Origin of the sequence: Actinomadura napierensis (genome assembly GCF_039529375.1) — a bacterium.
Classification (GTDB): Bacteria; Actinomycetota; Actinomycetes; order Streptosporangiales; family Streptosporangiaceae; genus Spirillospora; species Spirillospora napierensis.
The window spans coordinates 56,680-74,301 of record NZ_BAAAMR010000027.1 but is presented as its reverse complement, the minus strand read 5'-3'; the positions used below and the strand labels follow the sequence as shown (position 1 = coordinate 74,301).

Sequence of the window (17,622 nt, the reverse complement as noted above, 5' to 3'; positions counted from 1 at the left end):
CAGGGTCAACGGGTTCAGAGGGCTGGCGGCTCGATGTCGCATTCGAGCAGGTCGCCGCGTTCGGCCGCGCGGACCTCGGGGTGCTCCGCACCCAGGACCCGCCGCAGCGCGGTCAGCGCCGGGCCGGTGTCGCGGCCGTCCTCCCCCATGGCGGCGCGGACGCGCCCCAGGTTGAGGTCGACGGCCAGCGAGTACGGATGCCGTTCGCCGAGGCAGGCGATCATCTTCTCCCGGACGCCGGACAGCAGCCGGGCCGCGGCGTCCAGCTCGCCGAGCAGGTAGTAGTCGTTCGCCAGCCCCACGGTGCCGCACAGCGCGTAGTAGTGGTTCGGCCCGAGGACTCCGGCTTCGAGGTCCGCCAGGGCCGCCTGGTCGCTCTCCTGGGCCGCGTACACCTCCGCCAGCCGCCGCAGCACGACGCCCCGGTCGACGGCGCAGACCTGGACGAAGGGATGCCGGTCCCCCATCACCCGGCGGTAGCCGGCCAGCGCCCGGTCGATGATCGGCAGCGCCTCGGCGGGCCGTCCGAGCGCGCTGGTGGTGAGCGCCAGGCAGACCTGGCTGGCGAGCGTGTTCGGATGCTCTTCGCGGAACCGGCGGACGTGCGCGGCGAACGTCTCGGTGGCCAGGCGATGCGCCTCCTCGAACCGCCCGAGCTTGCGCAGCGTCCCCGCGTGGCTCATCTTCGCCTGCAGGACCATCGCGTGCCCCGGCCCCAGGACGGGCCGCAGGTTCGCCAGGCTCTCCTCCTGCATCCCGTGCGCCTGCGGGTACAGCCCCAGCTCGTGCAGGTCCCGGGCGAGGTGATGGGTCGCGCGGAACCGCTGCCGGTAGGACTGGCCGGCCTCGGCCTCGCGCCAGACGTCCATGTCCATGTCGTACGCCTCCTGGAACTCGCCCAGGATCCGCAGGTCGACGACCAGGTTCGTGGCGGCCAGTTGGGTGCTGGAGGCGATGTCCCCGTACATCCGGCGAAGCCGCCGCCAGGCGTCGAGATCGATCTCGTGGGCCCGGCGGAACTCACCGCGGAAGCGCAGGTCCGCGCCGAACCCGTTGGCGGCGTAGAGGGTCTGTATGTGGTCGGCGCCGAACTTGCGGCGGGTCCGGGCCAGGTTGTCCTCGCTGAGGTCGGCCGCCGCGCGGTTGTCGCCGAGGCCGCGCAGGGCGTTCGCCAGCACCCGCGAGATGTCCAAGACGAGGTCGTCGTCGGGCCCGTACCGCTCCAGCCAGCGGCCGAGGGCGGTCTCCGCGAGCCGCCGGCTCCCCTCGTACTCGCCCGACTGGTAGAGGAACTTCGCCTGGTCGATGCCCACGCGCCGGATGCTCGGCTCGTCGGCCTCGAAGACCCCGGACGGGACCACGTGCGGCGTGATCTCGGCGCGGCGTTCCCAGGACGACTCCACCTCCGGCTCCTCCTGCGGCGTCGCCGCGGCGAGGATGGCGCGGACGCTCGCGCGGACGCGCCGCCGCCCGTCCGCGCCGAGCCGGTCGTTGAGGATCGCGCGGACCAGCCGGTGGACCTGGAGGCTGCCCGGTTCCTCGTCGAAGCGGGCGAGGGAGAACCGGGAGACGTCGCGCATCGCGCCGCGCAGCCGGGCGTCGTCGGCGAGCAGTGCGGTCAGCTCGGCGGGCAGCGCCGCCGACCGGCCGGCCGCGAGGAGCGCGCACGGGACCGGTTCGGGATCGAAGACGGCCCACAGCTCCAGCAGCAGGCCCGCGACCGGGTTCTCCTCCCGGAGAAGGTCCAGGTTGAGGCTCACCCCCGCCGCCAGCGGCGCCGGCGGCTCCTCGGCCCCGTCTTCCGCGGCGAACGCGGCGAGACGCTCGTCGAACAGGCGGAGGTACTCCTCGGCGGTCCCGCCGGTGACGACGTGCCACGCGGCCGCCTGGCCGACCGCCAGCGGCAGGTCGCCGACCCGTTCCGACAGCCGGTCGGCCTCGGCCTCCGTCAGCCGCGGCACCAGGCGGCGCAGCAGGGCGATGCTCTCGGGCCGCTCGAAGACGCCGACGTCCACGACGGAGGCGTGCCCGTCCCAGCGGCGGTCGCGGGACGTCACCAGGACGTGGCGGCCGGGTCCGAGGCCTGTTTCGTCCCCGTCGACCGACAGCGGGGTCAGCGGGACGACCTGGTCCGGATCCCGTGCGTTGTCGTAGATGAGCAGCCACCGGCCGTAGGGCCGGCCGTCGCGGAGCGCGCGCAGCACGCCGTCCACCGTGCCCTTGATGTCGTCGCTCATCGGCATGCCGAGCTGGCGCGCGAGCCCCGCCAACGCGGCACGGGCGGAGGTCGTCTGCTCGGCCGGGACCCACCACACCAGGTCGTAGTCGTCGGCGTGCAGGTAGGCGTACTCGACCGCGAGGTTGGACTTGCCCTCCCCGCCCATGCCGAACTCCGACTGCGGCAGGAGCGCCGCCATTCCGTCCTGCAGCGCCGACCGGACCGCCGCGAGGAGCCGGTCGCGTCCGACGAAGTCGCGATTGCGGGCCGGCAGTCCGCTGCGCAGCACCGGGGCGGGCGCGGTGCTCTCCACCGGGCCGGGCTCCGGGTCGCCGGCCGCCACGGCCGCGTCACCGGCAGCGGCGACGGTGTCGGACGCGCCCGGACCGCCTGCGGCCAGCCGCCGTGCCAGTTCCCGGTACGGGCCGCCGAGGCCGACCAGCGCCTGCGCCGCCACCTGGGCGAACGGCAGGTCGGGCGGAAGCCGCACCTCGCCGCGGCCCACCGCCGCGAGCAGCGCCGGGAAGTCCAGTGAGGAGCCGATGCGGTCGCGGACGACGTCCCACACCGCGCGCAGCACCTGGTAGATCTCGCGCCGGCGCAGTCCCTGGAGCAGGATCTCCCGGACGCCCTCGTGGAACTCGTAGGCGATCTCCTCCTCGCCGCCGCCGGACGGCCGGCCGACCATCAGCAGCAGCCCGCCGAGGAACACCTCGGCGAGGACGGAGGACGTGGAGGCCGGGAGCATCGCCCGCTGGACGAGGCGCATGACGGGCAGCCGAAGCGGCGCCGCCGCGAAGTAGGTGGCGAGTTTGAAGGCCTCCGGCGACGACGAGGCCCGGAACTGCTTGACCCGCGTCTCCGCCGACATCGCGACGTCTTCGGCGGGCGGCGCGTCGGCCACCGCCCGGCCGGTGAACAGCGCCGCCCCCATGATGTCCCTGCCCCCGTGGGCGACCATGCGTGCCCACGACCGCAGCCATCGCTCGTTCAGCTCGACGACCGGGATCGCGACGCCGAGCGGGCGCCCGTCCGGCGGCTGGAGCGGCGCCCGCGTCACCGTGAGCCGCTCGTTGGGCACCGCCGGCCCGGGCGCCCCGAACCGGACCTGCTCGATGGCCGCCGGGGTCCGCCACCACAGCCGCTGCGGCAACGGCTGGGCGATCGCGACGGTCCCCGTCCGGCCCCACCGCCCGAGCAGCGCCGCGGCCCGGCCGTCCCGCCAGGCCGCGCCGATGCAGTCGCTGACGACCAGGACGACGCGCCGGTGCGTCGGGTCGACCAGCTCGGCGGGGTCGCGGAACGCGCCGCCCCCGAACGCCGACCCGGTGCGCAGCGACATCCGCTCGCCGCCGGTGTCCAGGTACCACGTGCGCAGGTCGCGGAACGCGCCGAGCTGCTGCAGCAGCGCTTCCAGCTCCTCGATGGTCTGCCGCCACACCACCATGGACGGGCCGACGTCCGCGACCAGGGCGAGGTCGTACCGGCGTTCCCGCGCCGCGACCATGACGGGTTCGCACACGCCGGTCTCGGCGATCCGCTGCGCGGTCGCCGCCTCGTCGAGAAGGGCGTGGGTCAGCGACGGGACCGTGGCGCGCAGCGGACGCAGCGCCCGGGCCAGCGGCAGCGTCCGCGAGATGGCCGGCATCGCGGGCATGCGGACCGGGAAAGAGGTCGACGGCACCTCCTGCCCCGCCAGGTAGAGCCCCGCCTCCACCGGGCGCGGCCGCAACGGCACGGGGCCGGGCGACGTGGCCGTCTCGGCCGGGCGCGGCGAGGGCGGCGGATCGGCCGGGGCGCCCTCGTCCGGGTCGGCGGCGCCGCGCGGGACGTGGTGGGCCGGGCCCTCGTGCGTGCGGAACCAGTCGGCGAGCCAGAGCGCGTCGGCGATCTCCTCCGCCGTCGGCTGCGGGTCGAGCGCCTGCAGCGCCTCGACGAGCCGGCCGATCATCCCGCGCCGGGCGTCTCGATCGGGCGGAGCACCGTGTCGAGGATCTCGTTCAGCTCGGCCTCCGGCGGCCTGCTCCCGGACGTGGCGAGGTAGACGGCGTTGAGCAGCTGGTCGGTGGCGAGGGCGCCGTCGGCGCGGCGGGCGAGGAACTCCTCGATCAGCCGCTCGCTCGCCGCCCGGGCGCCCGCGCCGAGATGCGCCTCGATGATCTCCGCGAGCCGCTCCCGGCCGGGCGGCTCGATCACCAGCCGGACGCACCGGCGCAGGAAGGCGGGCGGGAACTCCCGCTCGCCGTTGCTGGTGATGATGACGATCGGGAAGTTCGCGCAGTGCACCTCGCCGTGCTCGATCGACACGCGGGGCCCGCCGTCCTCGGTCATGACGTGGATGCGCGCCTGCTCCTCGGGCAGCCGCTGCAGTTCCGGGATGGCGAACCTGCCCTCCTCGAACACGTTGAGCAGGTCGTTCGGCAGGTCGATGTTGCTCTTGTCGAGCTCGTCGATGAGGAGCACGCGGGGCCGGTCGCCGGGCAGCAGCGCGGTGCCGAGCGGGCCGAGCCGGATGTAGCGGCCGATGTCCGGCGGATCCGGCGTGTCCGCCCGGCCGCGGACGCCGCGCAGGCTCGTCTCGTGGAGCCGGCCGATCGCGTCATAGTGGTACAGCCCGGACTGCAGCGTCGTCGTGCTGGTGATGGACCAGTACAGGACCGAACCGAGCCCGAGCTCGTAGGCGACGTTGTAGGCGAGGGTCGACTTGCCGGACCCCGGCTTGCCCGTCACCAGCAGCGGGCGGCGCAGCAGGATCGCCGCGTTGACCTTGTCGACCACCGACGCGTCCGGCCGGTAGGAGATCGCCTGCTCGGCGCGCCGGCCGCGTCCGGGGACGGTCTCGTCCGGGCTGAACCGGCGCCAGGGCGGTGGCGGCGGCAGCCGCCGCACGCGCTCGTGCGGCCGGCCGTCGCCCCGGTAGATGCGCCAGTCGCCGACCGGGTCGCTGGTCTCTGGTCCTGTCGTCATGGCGGCCTTCCGGTGCTATGCGGGGGGTCGGAGCCGGACGTACGGCTCGGGAATGCGGTCGGCGTCGTCGAACACCAGCGTCAGGTGCAGGCCGAGGTGGTCCGGCGCGGCCTCCTCGGCCCCCGCGGTCAGCGCCTGCCGGCGCAGCTCCATCGTCCGCCGGGGCAGCTTCATCAGGTCGGAGGCCAGCAGGTCCTTGACCTCGCGGGCGAACCGGGCGGGGTCGCGCCCGACCCGGCACCAGGCGATCACCGGGGCGCCCGATACCAGCCCGACCCAGTGCTCGTCCGGCTCCTCGCTCCCGGCCCACGGCGGAAAGGCCAGCGCGAGCACGGCCGGGGACTCCGAGAGCTTGGAGAACAGCTCCTCCTGGTCGTACTCGCCGCGCCGCGTGACCAGGCAGACCGGCGCGTCGAGGGCGTTCTCGCGCAACGCCGTCCACTTGTGCCGCCAGTCGTGGTGGACCGCGGCCAGCCGCATCCGGTCGAGGCTCCGCACCACCACCGGGTACTTGATGCCGATGCGGTGCTCGAAGCCCGCGATCTTGATCTTGGAGTCCTCGACCGGGTGGTCGAGCAGGCCGCGCGGCAGCACGAACTCCACGGTGAGGTCGGGGGTGCGCCGGCCGACCACCGAGCTGTCCGCGGTGAGCAGCCGCTCCAGAAGCTCCGGGATCCGGCTGAGCGGCAGCGCCTCGTCGCTGCACTGCAGCGTGCTGCCCGGCTCGCGGTCGACCTGGAGCCACGCGGTGACCAGGTACCGGTCCGGCTCCAGCGCGTCCGGGGTGCACGCGATGATCAGGTAGGTCTCGGACGGCTCCGGCCGCGCCCGCGCCTCGACCTGGACGTGCCGCCGCTGGAACAGCACGCCGTCCAGGCCCTGCACCGCCGCCTGCCGGCGCACCCACTCCCGGATCGCGGGCGCGGTCGAGGGAGCGGCGTACTGCGCCAGGTCGTCGACGAAGACCAGGAGCGGCGGCACCCCGTCCCGTCCGGACGGGAGCTCCTCCAGCAGCGCGACGACGTCGTGCAGGCTGCGCATCTCCCGGTCCAGCAGCGGCCAGGCGGGGCCGACCGCCCGCCGGTAGAGCATCGGGAACCGGCTGAGATGGGTGAGCCCGGGGTCGACCCGCTCCAGCGCGGTTATCAGCTGATGCAGTTCCCGCCGCTCCTCCTGGCCGAGCCACGGCTCCGGGACCAGTTCGCGGACGAGGTCGCGCAGGGCCGCCACGGACAGGCTGCCCTTGTAGAACCGCTCCAGGTTGCGCACCAGTGCCTGCGCGGCCCCCGGATAGTTGAGCAGGACGTCGACCAGCGCCCACACGTCGAGCTTGTCCTGGTCATGGTGCTCGAAGGGCAGCCGGTGCCCGAGATCGCGCTCCAGGGCCGCCAGATGCACCTCACGCCCGCGCCGAACGCTCATCCCGTCGATCCGCAGGATCGCCTCGACGAGCCGATGCTGATCGTCCACGTTCAGCGACGTGATCAAACGCTCCGCCTCCGACCGAAGGACCCCGAAAGAACGCCTGCCGTTTCCGATGGCGGAAGCCTACATCCGCGCGGGCCGCGGGATGGGTGCCGCTCCGTCAACTCGGAAGCGACCGGAACAGGACGTTCGTAATGCGTCACGTCGCACAGTGCGAACGGCGCGCATGTGGTTCCCGATCGCCCGGACGAACGTCTAGCCGTCCTTGCCCGCCGACACCATCGCGCCGCCGAGCGCCGCACCCGCACTCGTGCCACGCGCCCGTTCGCCCCGTTTCACCGGCGCTCTCTTCCGCCCCCGCGCGGACGCCGGGAGCAGCGACCATGCGGAGATCAGCGCCAGGAAAAGGATAAGGCCCAGCAGCGTCGGCTCACCAGAGCCGCTCGGCCGGGAAACGACGAACGGCACGGCGATCGCGAGCGCCAGGAACACCAGCGCGGCGACGGCGGCCGTGGAACGCGTCCCGAAAGAGTCGATCACATAACCTCCGGCGGAGGCGCCGAGGGCCACCGCGCCGGTGGTCAGGAACTGGACGACGCCCTCCACCCGCCCCTGCAGCTCCTTTGGAACGACCCTGCTCTGGTGCACCGCGAGAGCGACGTTTATATAGGCTCCCATGAAACTGCAGAAGCCCCAGGCGCACATTCCGATCAGCGGGTTGCCCGACATGGCGACCACGCCCAGCAGTGGGAACCAGGAGACGACGCACCATTTGACGGTCGTCTGCGGTTTGAATCGCCGCACGATGCCGGGGGCGGTCACGGCGCCCAGGAATCCGCTGACGCCCGATGTCGCGAGGAGCGCGCCGATGACCGAGCCGGAGAAGTGCCGCCGCTCGGCCTCGACCACGAGCAGAAGAATGACCACCTGGAACGCCAGGTTGGCGACCGCGCAGGCGGCGAGGGAAACAGAGAGGAACCTATCTCGACATATCTGGAGAACGCCTTCCTTGAAGGAACGCAGTACGCCGTTCTTCGACGCCTTGGGCTTCGGCGCGAACGACTGGAGCCTCTTGTTGCTCATCCCCAGCAAGGTGAGAACGGAGACGACGGACGTCGCCGCGTCCAGCAGATAGGGGACCACCCGGTTGACGGTGAAGAGCAGCCCTCCGACGGGGCGCCCGAGGACGAGGGCCACATGGTGCCGGGCCTCACTCGTCCCCATGGCCCTCTCCGCCTGGCCGTCGGGCACCACGTAGCGCACCGCGGCGAGTTCGGCGATCCGGAAGAAGACCGCGCACGAGCCGTCCACGATGATCGCCGCGATCAGGAACGGCCAGGGCCTGGTGACGGTCAGCAGGGCCACGAACAGCAGCACCGAGTTGAGCACGCGTATCGCCTGGCTGGCGAACATGATCCACCAGCGGTCGTACCGATCGACGATCAGCCCGGCGGGCAGATGGAGGAACAGCCCCGGCAGCGTGCTCGCCGCCGTCACCCAGCCCGCCACGATCGGCGAGCCCGTCATCGTCAGCGCGAGCAGCGGGCTGGCCGCGGCCGCCCCGAGCGTGCCCAGCTGCGAGAGCGTCGAGCCGCCGAGCAACAGGTTGAAATCACGGTGCCAGGACTTCGTCCGCCGACCGCCGGAATCGTCAGCTGCGCCACCATCCCGCGGGTTCGATTGCGGTGGAGCGATGGTCACCGTCTGACTTCTCCTCGTTCCGGACCGTGGTCACCGGCTAGGACCCCCTACCCCAGACGGGCACCACCGAAGTACCCGGCACGAATACGACATAAGGTCGCACCGAGTACAAAGTTCCATCAGGAATGCCCAAAATCTCCGTCGGCCATTCCTTGCCGGACGGGCACGCAGACGGGATCGGCAGTGCAGGGATCCTAGCACCGGAACAATTGACCTGAAAGCAGCTGCCGACAATCCACCAATAAATAGCATATCTCCTATGCAGCCTTAAATAGGACGAAGAGCCAAAGCAATCGCGAAAGGCTGACACTCGCCGCACATCGGTCGGTCTCGCCGCGCCTGATGCCCCGGCGGGATCCGGTGATACGGGGACCCGGTGAGATCCGCCCGGCGTGTGGCGGGAGCGTCGCGGCTACGCGATGCCGGACAAGGCGCGCTTGGCGATGAGCGCCTCGCGGTTCCGGCTGTCGTGCCCGAGGACCTCCTCGAACACCGCGCGGGCGGCGCGGGTCCTGCCGGACCGCCAAAGCGCCTGGCCGAGCGCCGTCTGGATCGACAGCTCGTGCGGCAGCCGGCTCGCCGCAGCCTGGAGCTGCCGTACGGCCTCCCCGGGGTCCCCCACGCCGCCCGACAGCAGGATCCGGCCGATTCCGGCTAGCAGCCAACCGACCGCGGCGTTGTCCGGAACCGCCTCGCAGATCCGCGCCGCCTCCCGGTAGCGCAGCACCGCCGTCGGGGCGTCCCCCTGCTCGTAGGCGACATCGCCGAGGAACGTGGTCGCGTCGGCGAGGACCTTGAGGTCGCCTTCGCCGCAGGCGCGGACGGCCGCCTCCGCGTGGCGCCGCGCGAGTTCCGGGTCGCCGTCCGCCAGCGCCCGGTGGGCCTGCCGCAGGCGCGTCGCGGGCCCCGGCCGGCTGGGCACGGCCCCGCCGTCGAGCTGCCCGATCGGTTCGATCAGCCTGGGGTGCTGGATCTCGTAGTACCGGTCCTTGTCACCGAGGCGGGCCCGGATGAGGTGGCAGTCCTGGACGGCGTCGACCACCGCCTTCGGCACGTCGTCGTACAGCCGCGACTCGGGGATCCCGGCGCGCCCGCGCGGCCCGCCGAACGTGCCGCGGAACCAGGACAGCAGGGTCCGCGCGGGAAGGCTCTGGTCGGCGGCGATGGTGGCGAGGTCGTGCTCGCACGACTCCCGCAGCACGCGGTTCACCTCACCGCGGAGCCGCTCGCCGGAGATGCCGGCGTCGCCGGGCAGATCGTCCCAGAGGCGCTCGCACACGAGCTGGAGCAGCGAAGGATCGACGCGAGCCGTGGTCTGGACGCCCCCCGCCGGCCGCAGCGTCCGGAGCTCCCGCACCAGCGCCTCGGCGACCGCCTCACTGGGCCGTCCGGCATGGGCCAGCGGCTCCGCGACCGCCTCGTGCGCCGCCTCGGGCGTCAGCGGCTCGAGCGTGCAGGTCGCCGGCGAGGCCTGCCCGAGCCGGTCGGCGAGGTCCAACGCGTCGTCGAGCGCGTCGTCCCGCACGACCAGGAGCAGATGCAGGTCGGGGGCCTCGTCCATGGCCGCCGCCAGGTCGTCGAGGAACTCCCGGCGGTGGCGTTCGTGCCGGGCCGAGGTGCGCAGCAGCGCTTCGGCGCCGTCGATGGCCCCGAGCGTGGGCAGCTGGCGGCCGAACCGGTCCATGCGGCGGTTCTTGCGCAGGAACGTCCCGAGCGGCGTCTCGCAGATCCGCGCCGGCGAGGCGCGCGTGTACCACGAGGTCAGCACGGCGAGCCGGAAGTGGTTGTGCTCGGACAGCGCGGCCAGGGGGAACGGCGGGCGGTGGGCCAGCCGGGCGGCGGGCAGCACGTGCGCGTCCGCCGCCTGCAGGAACGGGATGACCCCCGCGCACAGCAGTGAGGTCTTGCCCACGCCGGCACGACCGTGCAGCAAGGTGAGCCGGTGCGTCCGCCACGTCTCGGCGACGTGCCGTTTCTCCGGCCCCCTGCCGTGGAACAACGGTTGGTCCCGCTCACCGAACGCGCGCGTGCCCACGTAAGGGGCCGGTGCGTCGGGAGGAGGTAGCGCGGTCATCGTTCCGTCCCCATGAGCGGGTATCCGCTGGAGAGCTTTCAGCGACATCGGATTCAGGATGCCCAGGGTTTCCTGAGAATAACGCACCGCCGATCCCCGCGGCGTCGAATCCGGCGGATCCCCGGCCGCGCACGCCGGCCCGCTCACCCGGGGACGTCCCTTCCGCCGGGCTTACCAGCCGTTATGGCGGCGGAGTGCCGGCCGCTCATCCCCGAGCGCCATCTTGTTGTCGAACCCGCGGCCGCCGGGGTTCGAGCGCGCCATTTCCAGCCGGGCCCGCTGAAGGCCCGGGAGGGCACGGGAGGCGGACGCGTCGGTGAGAAGGTCGCTCGGAAGGCGGAAGGAACTTTCCTGCATCTGTGTCTCCTCCAACGTCGACACCGCAGAGCCACATCCATGCCGCGCTCGCGCGCCATGGCGAGGCGATCACGGTCATCGTCTCAGAAAGCCGCCGGCAAAGCCATAGGGCATGGCGAGCGGCGCCCCCATACGGACGGCACATCCTTGAAGATATAGACGTCCGAAAATCGAGCGACGATCAATGTGTCACGTGACACAGGCTGGAACGAGCAGCCTCAATACACTATCTTCATTGACGGAATTACTTGACCGCGACGTGATGCGGCCTGTCCGGTGGCGGCGCCGGCATGACGCAGGGGGATCGAGTGACCAACGCAACGCCGGAATCATCGTTCGCCACGGGACGGGTCCCCCAGATCTGGGGGAAGGTCCCTCCGCGGAACAAGAATTTCACCGGCCGGATGGAACTGCTCGAGCGGCTGCGCGGCGGTCTCGCCAACCAGGTCACGGCGGTCGTCCCGCACGCGCTGCACGGACTCGGCGGTGTGGGCAAGACCCAGATGGCGGTCGAGTACGCCTACCGCTACAGATCCGACTACGACCTCGTGTGGTGGATCCCCGCGGACCAGCCGGTGCTCGTGCGTTCCTCGCTGGCGAGCCTGGCGCAGCCCCTCGGTCTTCCCTCCGCTTCGGTCAGCGGTGTCGAAGACGCCGCCAACGCCGTGCTGGACGCGCTGCGGCGGGGCGAGCCCTTCACCAACTGGCTGCTGATCTTCGACAACGCCGACGAGCCCGAGGAACTGACCGAGACCCTCCCGCAGGGGCCCGGGCACGTGCTGATCACCTCGCGGAACCACCGCTGGGCGGGCGTGGTCGACGCGGTGCCCATCGACGTCTTCACCCGCAAGGAGAGCATCGAGTTCCTCAACCGGCGGGTACCGCGCGGCATCGACCCGAAGGACGCCGACAAGCTCTCGGAGGAGCTGGGCGACCTCCCGCTCGCCCTGGAGCAGGCGGGCGCGCTCCACGCGGAGACCGGTATCGCGGTGGCGGAGTACCTGCGGCTCCTCGGCGAACGCACCAGCCAATTGCTGTCCCAAGGCAAGCCGACCGAGTATCCGGTGTCGATGACGGCCGCCTGGGCGCTTTCGGTCGCCAGCCTCGACGAGAAGATGCCCGAGGCACTGGACCTCCTGCGCTACTGCGCGTTCTTCGGTCCCGAGCCGATTCCACGGGACGCTTTCAGCAAGGTCGTGCCGGGCCTCAGCACGCAGCTCTCGGAACTGATCAGAGACCCCATCCGGCTCAGCCGGGCCATCGGGGAGCTGGGGCGTTTCGCGCTCGCGCGGCTCGACATCCCGGCCCGGACCATTCAGGTCCACCGGCTGATCCAGGCCCTCGTCCGCGACGAACTGCCGGAAAGGGAACAGGATCGGCTCCGCCACCAGGTCCACCTCCTGCTGGCCGACTACACGCCGTCCGACCCGGTCGACTCGGCGAACTGGAACAAGTACGTGAACGCGCTCGGGCATTTCGAACCGGCCGGGATCGCCCAGTGCCCGGAGCCGGCGGTGCGCGGCCTCTCCCTCAACATGATCACCTACCTCTACTCTTCCGGCGACTATCCCTCCGCCCAGCTGTTCGCGGAGTCGTTCCTCGAAGAGTGGACCGCGTCGTCCGGCGCCGATCACGAGGACGTCCTCAAACTGCGCGTGGAAATGTGCAACCTCTTCCGCGAGCTCGGTCAGTACTCGGAAGCCGCCACCTTGGGCGCGCAGACGCTCGCCGCGGCGGAGAAGGCGCTCGGCCCCGACCACGACACCACGCTGCGCGCACTGCGAGGCCGGGCGGCCGACCTGAGAGCCAGCGGCGACTTCGAGCAGGCGCACGAGATCGACGAAGACGTGCTCCGCCGGTTCGGGAGCAAGGTTCCGGAGACCGACTGGAGCATTTGGCGCGCGAAGAACAGCGTGGCCCTCGACTACGGCCTCAAGAGCGACTACTCGAACGCGCGCGTTCTTCTCGAGCAGGTGTTCCGTCAGGTGCTGGCGGAGGGCGGCCAGTCGGCCGACCCCTCCTCCTACATCAACATCTACACCGGCCTCGCGCGGGCGGTGCGGCTCGGCGGGGACTTCTCCGAGGCCTGCGATCTCGGTGAGGACGCCTACGCGTTCGGAATCGACGAACTGGGCCCCGACCATCCCTGGACGTTGCGCACGGGCAAGGATCTGTCCATCGCCCGGCGCCGGGCGGGCGACTACGACCGCGCGCTGGAGATCGCCGAGGACATCCACCAGCGTTACGTGCGCGCCTTCGGCATCGACCATCCCGACACGCTGGCCGCCGCGACGTGCCTGGCGAACATCCGCCGCACCGTCGGCGAGTTCCAGGAGGCCCTGACCCTGGCGGAGGACACCGTCCGCCGCTACCCGCGCCTGTACGGCGCCGAGCACCCGTACAACCACGCCTGTGCGGGGAACCTCGCGATCCTGCGGCGGGTCACCGGTGACCCGCAGGTGGCCCGGAAGATCAACGAGGACGCGCTGGCCGGCCTGGAGGCCAAGCTGGGCCGCGACCACCACTATCCCCTCACCGTCGCGCTCAACCTGGCCAGCGACCTGGCCACCCTCGGCGAGAGCGAGTCGGCGTACCGGCTCTGCTCCGGCACGCTGCGCCGGCTGCGTGCGCTGGTGGGCGAGAACCATCCGGTGACGCTGTCGGCCGCCGCGAACGCCATCGCCGACCTGCGCACCCTCGGCCGGGGCGAGGAGGCCGAGACGCTGTTCGCCGACACCGAGGAGCGCTACCGCCGCACGCTCACGCTCGAGCACCCCGACGCCCAGGTCTTCATGGACGGACGCCGGCTGGACGCCGACTTCGACCCGCCGCCGATCTAGGAACCGTCCGCCAGGCCGGGCCGGTCACACCACGGTGGCCGCCGGCCGCGCGGTCGCGCCGTCCAGGTCGCGGCTGAGGACGTCGCGGATGTGGGTGATCAGCTTGAGCAGGTCGCGGCAGTAGACCGACGGGTTCCGGAAGCCGGTGCCCGAGCGGTACCGGTGCGGGTACAGGCCGCCGCCGCAGACCTCGTGCGCCTCGCAGGCGAGGCACTGCTCCGACAGCGCCCGCCGGCCGATCTGCCGCGCGACGACGGACGGCAGCGACAGCACGGTATCGAACGGGTCGCGCGACACGTGCAGCCGGGTGCCCGCCGCCCCGTCGTAGGCCGACTTCAGCGAGTCGACCTGCTCGATCTCGCCGTTGGTCTCCACCACGGCCACGGCCACCGGGGACAGCCCCACGGCCTCGCTGGCGGACATGCGCCCGAACAGCAGCCGGATGATCTCGCTGAACAGCCGGACGCGCACGTCGCCGGCCTCCGCCGCGTACCAGCGGTCGAAGATGGCGATGAGCCAGTCCCCGTAGGGCGCCGACTCGTCGGCCGGACGGCCGGGCGGCGGCGCGTCCCAGTTCCCGTGCGGAAGCAGGAAGTCCATTTCGGGCGGCCGGAACTCGAGCAGCGCCTCGTACGTCGCGATCGGGTCGTTGCGCAGCTCGATGGTGCTCAGCAGCCCGCCGAACAGATGCCGGTACCGCGGCCCCGTGAGCCGCCGCAGCCCCGTCCGGACGTCCTGGTAGCTGCCGCGCCCGTTCGCGCGCCGCCGGTGCAGGTCGTGCCCCTCCTCGTCGCCGTCGAGGCTCACGCCCACGCTGACGCCGTACTCGGCGAACAGGTCCAGGAACAGCTCGTCGAGCAGGACGCCGTTGGTCTGCACGCTGAAGCCGACGCGCACGTCGGGTTCAGCGGCGGCGCGGATGGCCTCGACCGCGTACCGCAGATGCTCGGCGCCCGCCAGCAGCGGCTCGCCGCCGTGCAGGACGACCTCCACCTCGGGGAGCAGGTTCGCCCGGGCGTGCTCGGCGATCCGCTGCGCCGTCCACGCGACGACCTGCCGCGACATCCGCCGCGGCTGCCGCCGCCAGCCCTGGTCGGCCATCTCGTACATGTAGCAGTAGTCGCACGCGAGGTTGCACCTGCTGTGCACCTTGAGGATGAAGTCGCGGATCGGGGTCGGCCGCCAGCCGCCCTCCAGCAGGGCGCGCACGTCCAAGGCGCCCGGCCACTCCGTCTCGTGACCGGGTTCGTCTCTGCGGACGCCCACGCTTGCGACCTCCTAGGTGAGACCAAGACGCGGCGCTGCGCTGAATTTTTACTGGTATATCGGTCTTACATGATCAATAAACGCGATCAGACCTCGTTCGTCAAGGCCCACCGCTCATGATCCCGCCACATTCCGTCGATCTTGATGTACGCGGGAGAGAACCCCTCCCGGCGGAACCCGAGCCGCTCGACCAGCCGCACGGACGCGGCGTTCCCCGGCTGGATGTCGGCCTCGACCCGGTGCAGCCCGAGCCGGTCGAAGGCGTACCGGACCGCGAGCGCGACCCCCTCCGACATGTAGCCCCGCCCCGCATGCGGCAGGAACGCCGCATACCCGAGCACTCCTCGCTGGTACGACCCGCGGACGATCTCGTTGATGTTGACCATCCCCGCCATGTCCCCGCCCTCGCGCAGGCAGACGACCATCCCCACGGCGCCCACCTGATCGAACCGCGCCAGATACGCCGCGAACTCCGCCGCCGACCGCGGCAGCGCGACCCACGGCCGGTGCAACTCCGAACTCGCCTCCACCAGCTCGAGGAACCGCCCTTCGTCCTCGGCCCGCACCCGCCGCAACAGAACCCGCGTCCCCACCGTCAGCTCCACACTCACCCGCGAAATCTACGCCAGCCCACCCCGACGCAGTCCAGCCACCTCCACCCACAACGCCAACCCCCGAAGAGTGGCAGGGCCGTGGACGAGGGCACCCTCGCGGGCGGATCCGATCTCGGGTAGCGGAGAGGTCTGGAGAGCGGTCGAAGACGAGGGTCAGCCTGACAGGGTGCACGACTCGCCGCCCCCTCCTGCGGACCTCGACCTGCGGTTCAAGGTGCGCCGCTAGGTCAGTGGGTCAGGGCTCGGGTGTGGAGGGCGGTGACGGCCTGGCGGGCCGAGAGGATGGCGCCGTGCTGCCAGGCGTCCATGTACGAGAGCCAGTCCCCCGCGTAGAGGACGCGGCCGGTCGGCGCGGTCAGCGGTTTGAGGACGGGGGCGTCGGGAGTCCAGCCGGGGAGGTTGTGCCAGGCGCCTTCGATGTGCGGGATGTAGCGCCAGGACTGGGAGAAGGACGAGGCGAGTTCGGTCCGGTACTTGGGGCCGTAGATGCGTTCGCCGAGGGCGACGGCGCGTTCCTGGCGCTGCCGCGGGGTCATCTTTCCGTACGTGTCGGCGGTCTCGTCGTAGTTGTAGTAGCCGACGATGACGCCCCGCCTGCCGTGGAAGCCGTGGGAAGGGTGCCAGACGTGGGTGAGGTCGAGGTCGGTCTCGGTGATGCCGCCGTAGATGCGGTGGTCGGTCTCCCACCAACGGCTGCGGTACTCCAGGCCGATCTTGCTGGCGGAGGCGGGGGTGATGGCCCGCAGGGCCGCCTGGACGTCGTCGCCGAGGTTGTGCGGGAGGCCGGCCAGCAGTTGCGGGGGCATCGCGGCGATGCAGTAGTCGGCGTCCAGGGTCTTCTGGCGGCCCGCGGCGTCGGTGTAGTGGACGGTCACGCCGTCCGGCCGCTGCGTGAGCCGGGAGGCGGCGCAGCCCAGCTTGACCTTGCCGGGGCCGACGGCGCGCGTCAGCGCCCTCGGGATCTGGTCCATGCCGCCGACCGGCTGGAACATCAGCATCGCCTGGTCGTACTCGAACTCGAAGGAGAAGTAGCGTCCGACGGCGGAGGCGAACACGTCGGAGACGTCGGGAACGGCGCCCAGCGGTGTGCCGGGCTGTCCCGCAGCGCCGGGGTAGGCGGTGAAGCCGCGGTTGGCGCCGCCCTTGTAGGCGAAGCCGTCGGACTTGCCGCCGATCTGGCCCCAGTCCTCCAGGAACGACAGGAGCGCGGCGCGGTCGTCGCCGGTCAGGTCGGCGTCCAGGGCGCCGCTGCCGGTGGCTTTGGCGAGCAGTTCGCTCACGTACCCGTAGACGTCCGCCTTGGCCGTCCGGTACCGCATGGGGTGCCCGGGTTTCATGCCGGAGGACTCGTTGTAGATGTAGGCGTCGGCGTTGGAGTTGGTGAACACCTCGATCGGGACGCCGAGTTCCCTGCAGTAGTCGAGCGTGACCATCCACTGGGCGAGTCTCGCGGGCCCGGCGTTGAGGTACTGCCCGTCGCTGAAGCGGGCGATCTGCTTGTTGCCGAACAGGTCGGTCTGCTCGGTGCCGCCACGCACCGTGAAGTTGCGGCCGCCCGTCCGGTCGCGCGGTTCCAGGATCGTGCAGCGGTACCCGGCCTTGCCGAGTTCGTAGGCCGAGACAAGGCCGGCGATGCCGCCGCCGAGGATGACGACGCTGGCGGCGCTGCGCCTGGTGAGGTGGAAGTCGGCGAGGCTGGGGGGCTGGAAGGGCGGCGCGGCCGCGGTGGCCTCGGCCGGTGCGAGGCCGAGCGCTCCCATCGCCGCGAACATCGTGCCCGCGCCGCCCGTCAGCCCCACCGCGCGCAGGAAGCCCCTGCGCGTCTGCCCGTGCCGCGTCTGCTGGATCTGTGCCAAGGCGCATCTCCCCACAAGAAGATCGTTCCGTCGATGCGCCGACGATCTTCATTTTGGGACGTTTCGGGCGGAGTGCTCCCCTGTGAACTTCACGTGTCCTGCACCCGGGAACGCGAACGGCCCGACCGGAACAGCGTTCCGATCGGGCCGTGCGCACGGTGGACCTAATCGCGTCCTACTCGAACACATACGCCCTAGTCAAAGCGCTACGCAAAAAGATCGAGCTGCGTGCGTGCCCGCAGGATCAAGATTGGTAGTCAGACCTGGCGTCAGCGCACGCCAACTCCGACCGGGCTCGCCCTAG

The 17,622-nt window shown here is 71.6% G+C and carries 10 protein-coding genes; 1 reads left to right on the top strand and 9 read right to left on the bottom strand.

Annotation, left to right across the window (positions count from 1 at the left end; genetic code table 11):
* Positions 1-14: 14 nt before the first annotated feature.
* The 6 genes from fxsT (ABD296_RS17500) to ABD296_RS17475 form a co-directional block, all read right to left on the bottom strand.
* Positions 15-4,169 (bottom strand): FxSxx-COOH system tetratricopeptide repeat protein, encoded by a 4,155-nt coding sequence (gene fxsT / locus ABD296_RS17500; RefSeq protein ID WP_344267764.1) that lies wholly within the window; start codon positions 4,167-4,169, stop codon positions 15-17.
* Entirely contained in the window at positions 4,166-5,185 is a 1,020-nt protein-coding gene (locus tag ABD296_RS17495; protein WP_344267763.1) for an AAA family ATPase, read from the bottom strand. Before ABD296_RS17495 ends, fxsT (ABD296_RS17500) begins: the two co-directional genes overlap by 4 nt.
* Positions 5,186-5,200: 15 nt before the next feature.
* The gene (locus tag ABD296_RS17490) at positions 5,201-6,655 is read right to left on the bottom strand and encodes a VMAP-C domain-containing protein (RefSeq protein ID WP_344267761.1); all 1,455 of its coding nucleotides are present in this window, start codon (positions 6,653-6,655) and stop codon (positions 5,201-5,203) included.
* Between the two features lie 210 nt (positions 6,656-6,865).
* Positions 6,866-8,311 (bottom strand): MFS transporter, encoded by a 1,446-nt coding sequence (locus tag ABD296_RS17485; RefSeq protein WP_344267759.1) that lies wholly within the window; start codon positions 8,309-8,311, stop codon positions 6,866-6,868.
* A gap of 412 nt (positions 8,312-8,723) precedes the next feature.
* Positions 8,724-10,385 carry a tetratricopeptide repeat protein gene (locus tag ABD296_RS17480; protein ID WP_344267757.1) on the bottom strand — a complete coding sequence of 554 codons (1,662 nt, stop codon included), beginning with the start codon at positions 10,383-10,385 and terminating at the stop codon, positions 8,724-8,726.
* Positions 10,386-10,556: 171 nt separating this feature from the next.
* On the bottom strand, positions 10,557-10,742 hold the full coding sequence (locus tag ABD296_RS17475) for a hypothetical protein (protein ID WP_344267755.1): 186 nt from the start codon (positions 10,740-10,742) through the stop codon (positions 10,557-10,559).
* A gap of 290 nt (positions 10,743-11,032) precedes the next feature.
* Between ABD296_RS17475 and fxsT (ABD296_RS17470) the strand changes: the two genes are divergently transcribed.
* Positions 11,033-13,582, top strand: coding sequence for an FxSxx-COOH system tetratricopeptide repeat protein (gene fxsT, locus ABD296_RS17470; protein ID WP_344267753.1), 2,550 nt, complete (start codon positions 11,033-11,035; stop codon positions 13,580-13,582).
* 24 nt (positions 13,583-13,606) lie between these two features.
* Here fxsT (ABD296_RS17470) and ABD296_RS17465 read toward each other — a convergent pair whose 3' ends face one another.
* The 3 genes from ABD296_RS17465 to ABD296_RS17455 form a co-directional block, all read right to left on the bottom strand.
* Complete coding sequence (locus ABD296_RS17465) at positions 13,607-14,848, bottom strand: FxsB family cyclophane-forming radical SAM/SPASM peptide maturase (protein WP_344267751.1); 1,242 nt, start codon at positions 14,846-14,848, stop codon at positions 13,607-13,609.
* Positions 14,849-14,934: 86 nt separating this feature from the next.
* A complete protein-coding gene (locus ABD296_RS17460; protein WP_344267749.1) occupies positions 14,935-15,459 on the bottom strand; it encodes a GNAT family N-acetyltransferase in 525 nt (174 codons plus the stop codon).
* A 230-nt stretch (positions 15,460-15,689) separates the two neighbouring features.
* The gene (locus ABD296_RS17455) at positions 15,690-17,318 is read right to left on the bottom strand and encodes a flavin monoamine oxidase family protein (RefSeq protein WP_344267747.1); all 1,629 of its coding nucleotides are present in this window, start codon (positions 17,316-17,318) and stop codon (positions 15,690-15,692) included.
* Positions 17,319-17,622 lie beyond the last annotated feature (304 nt).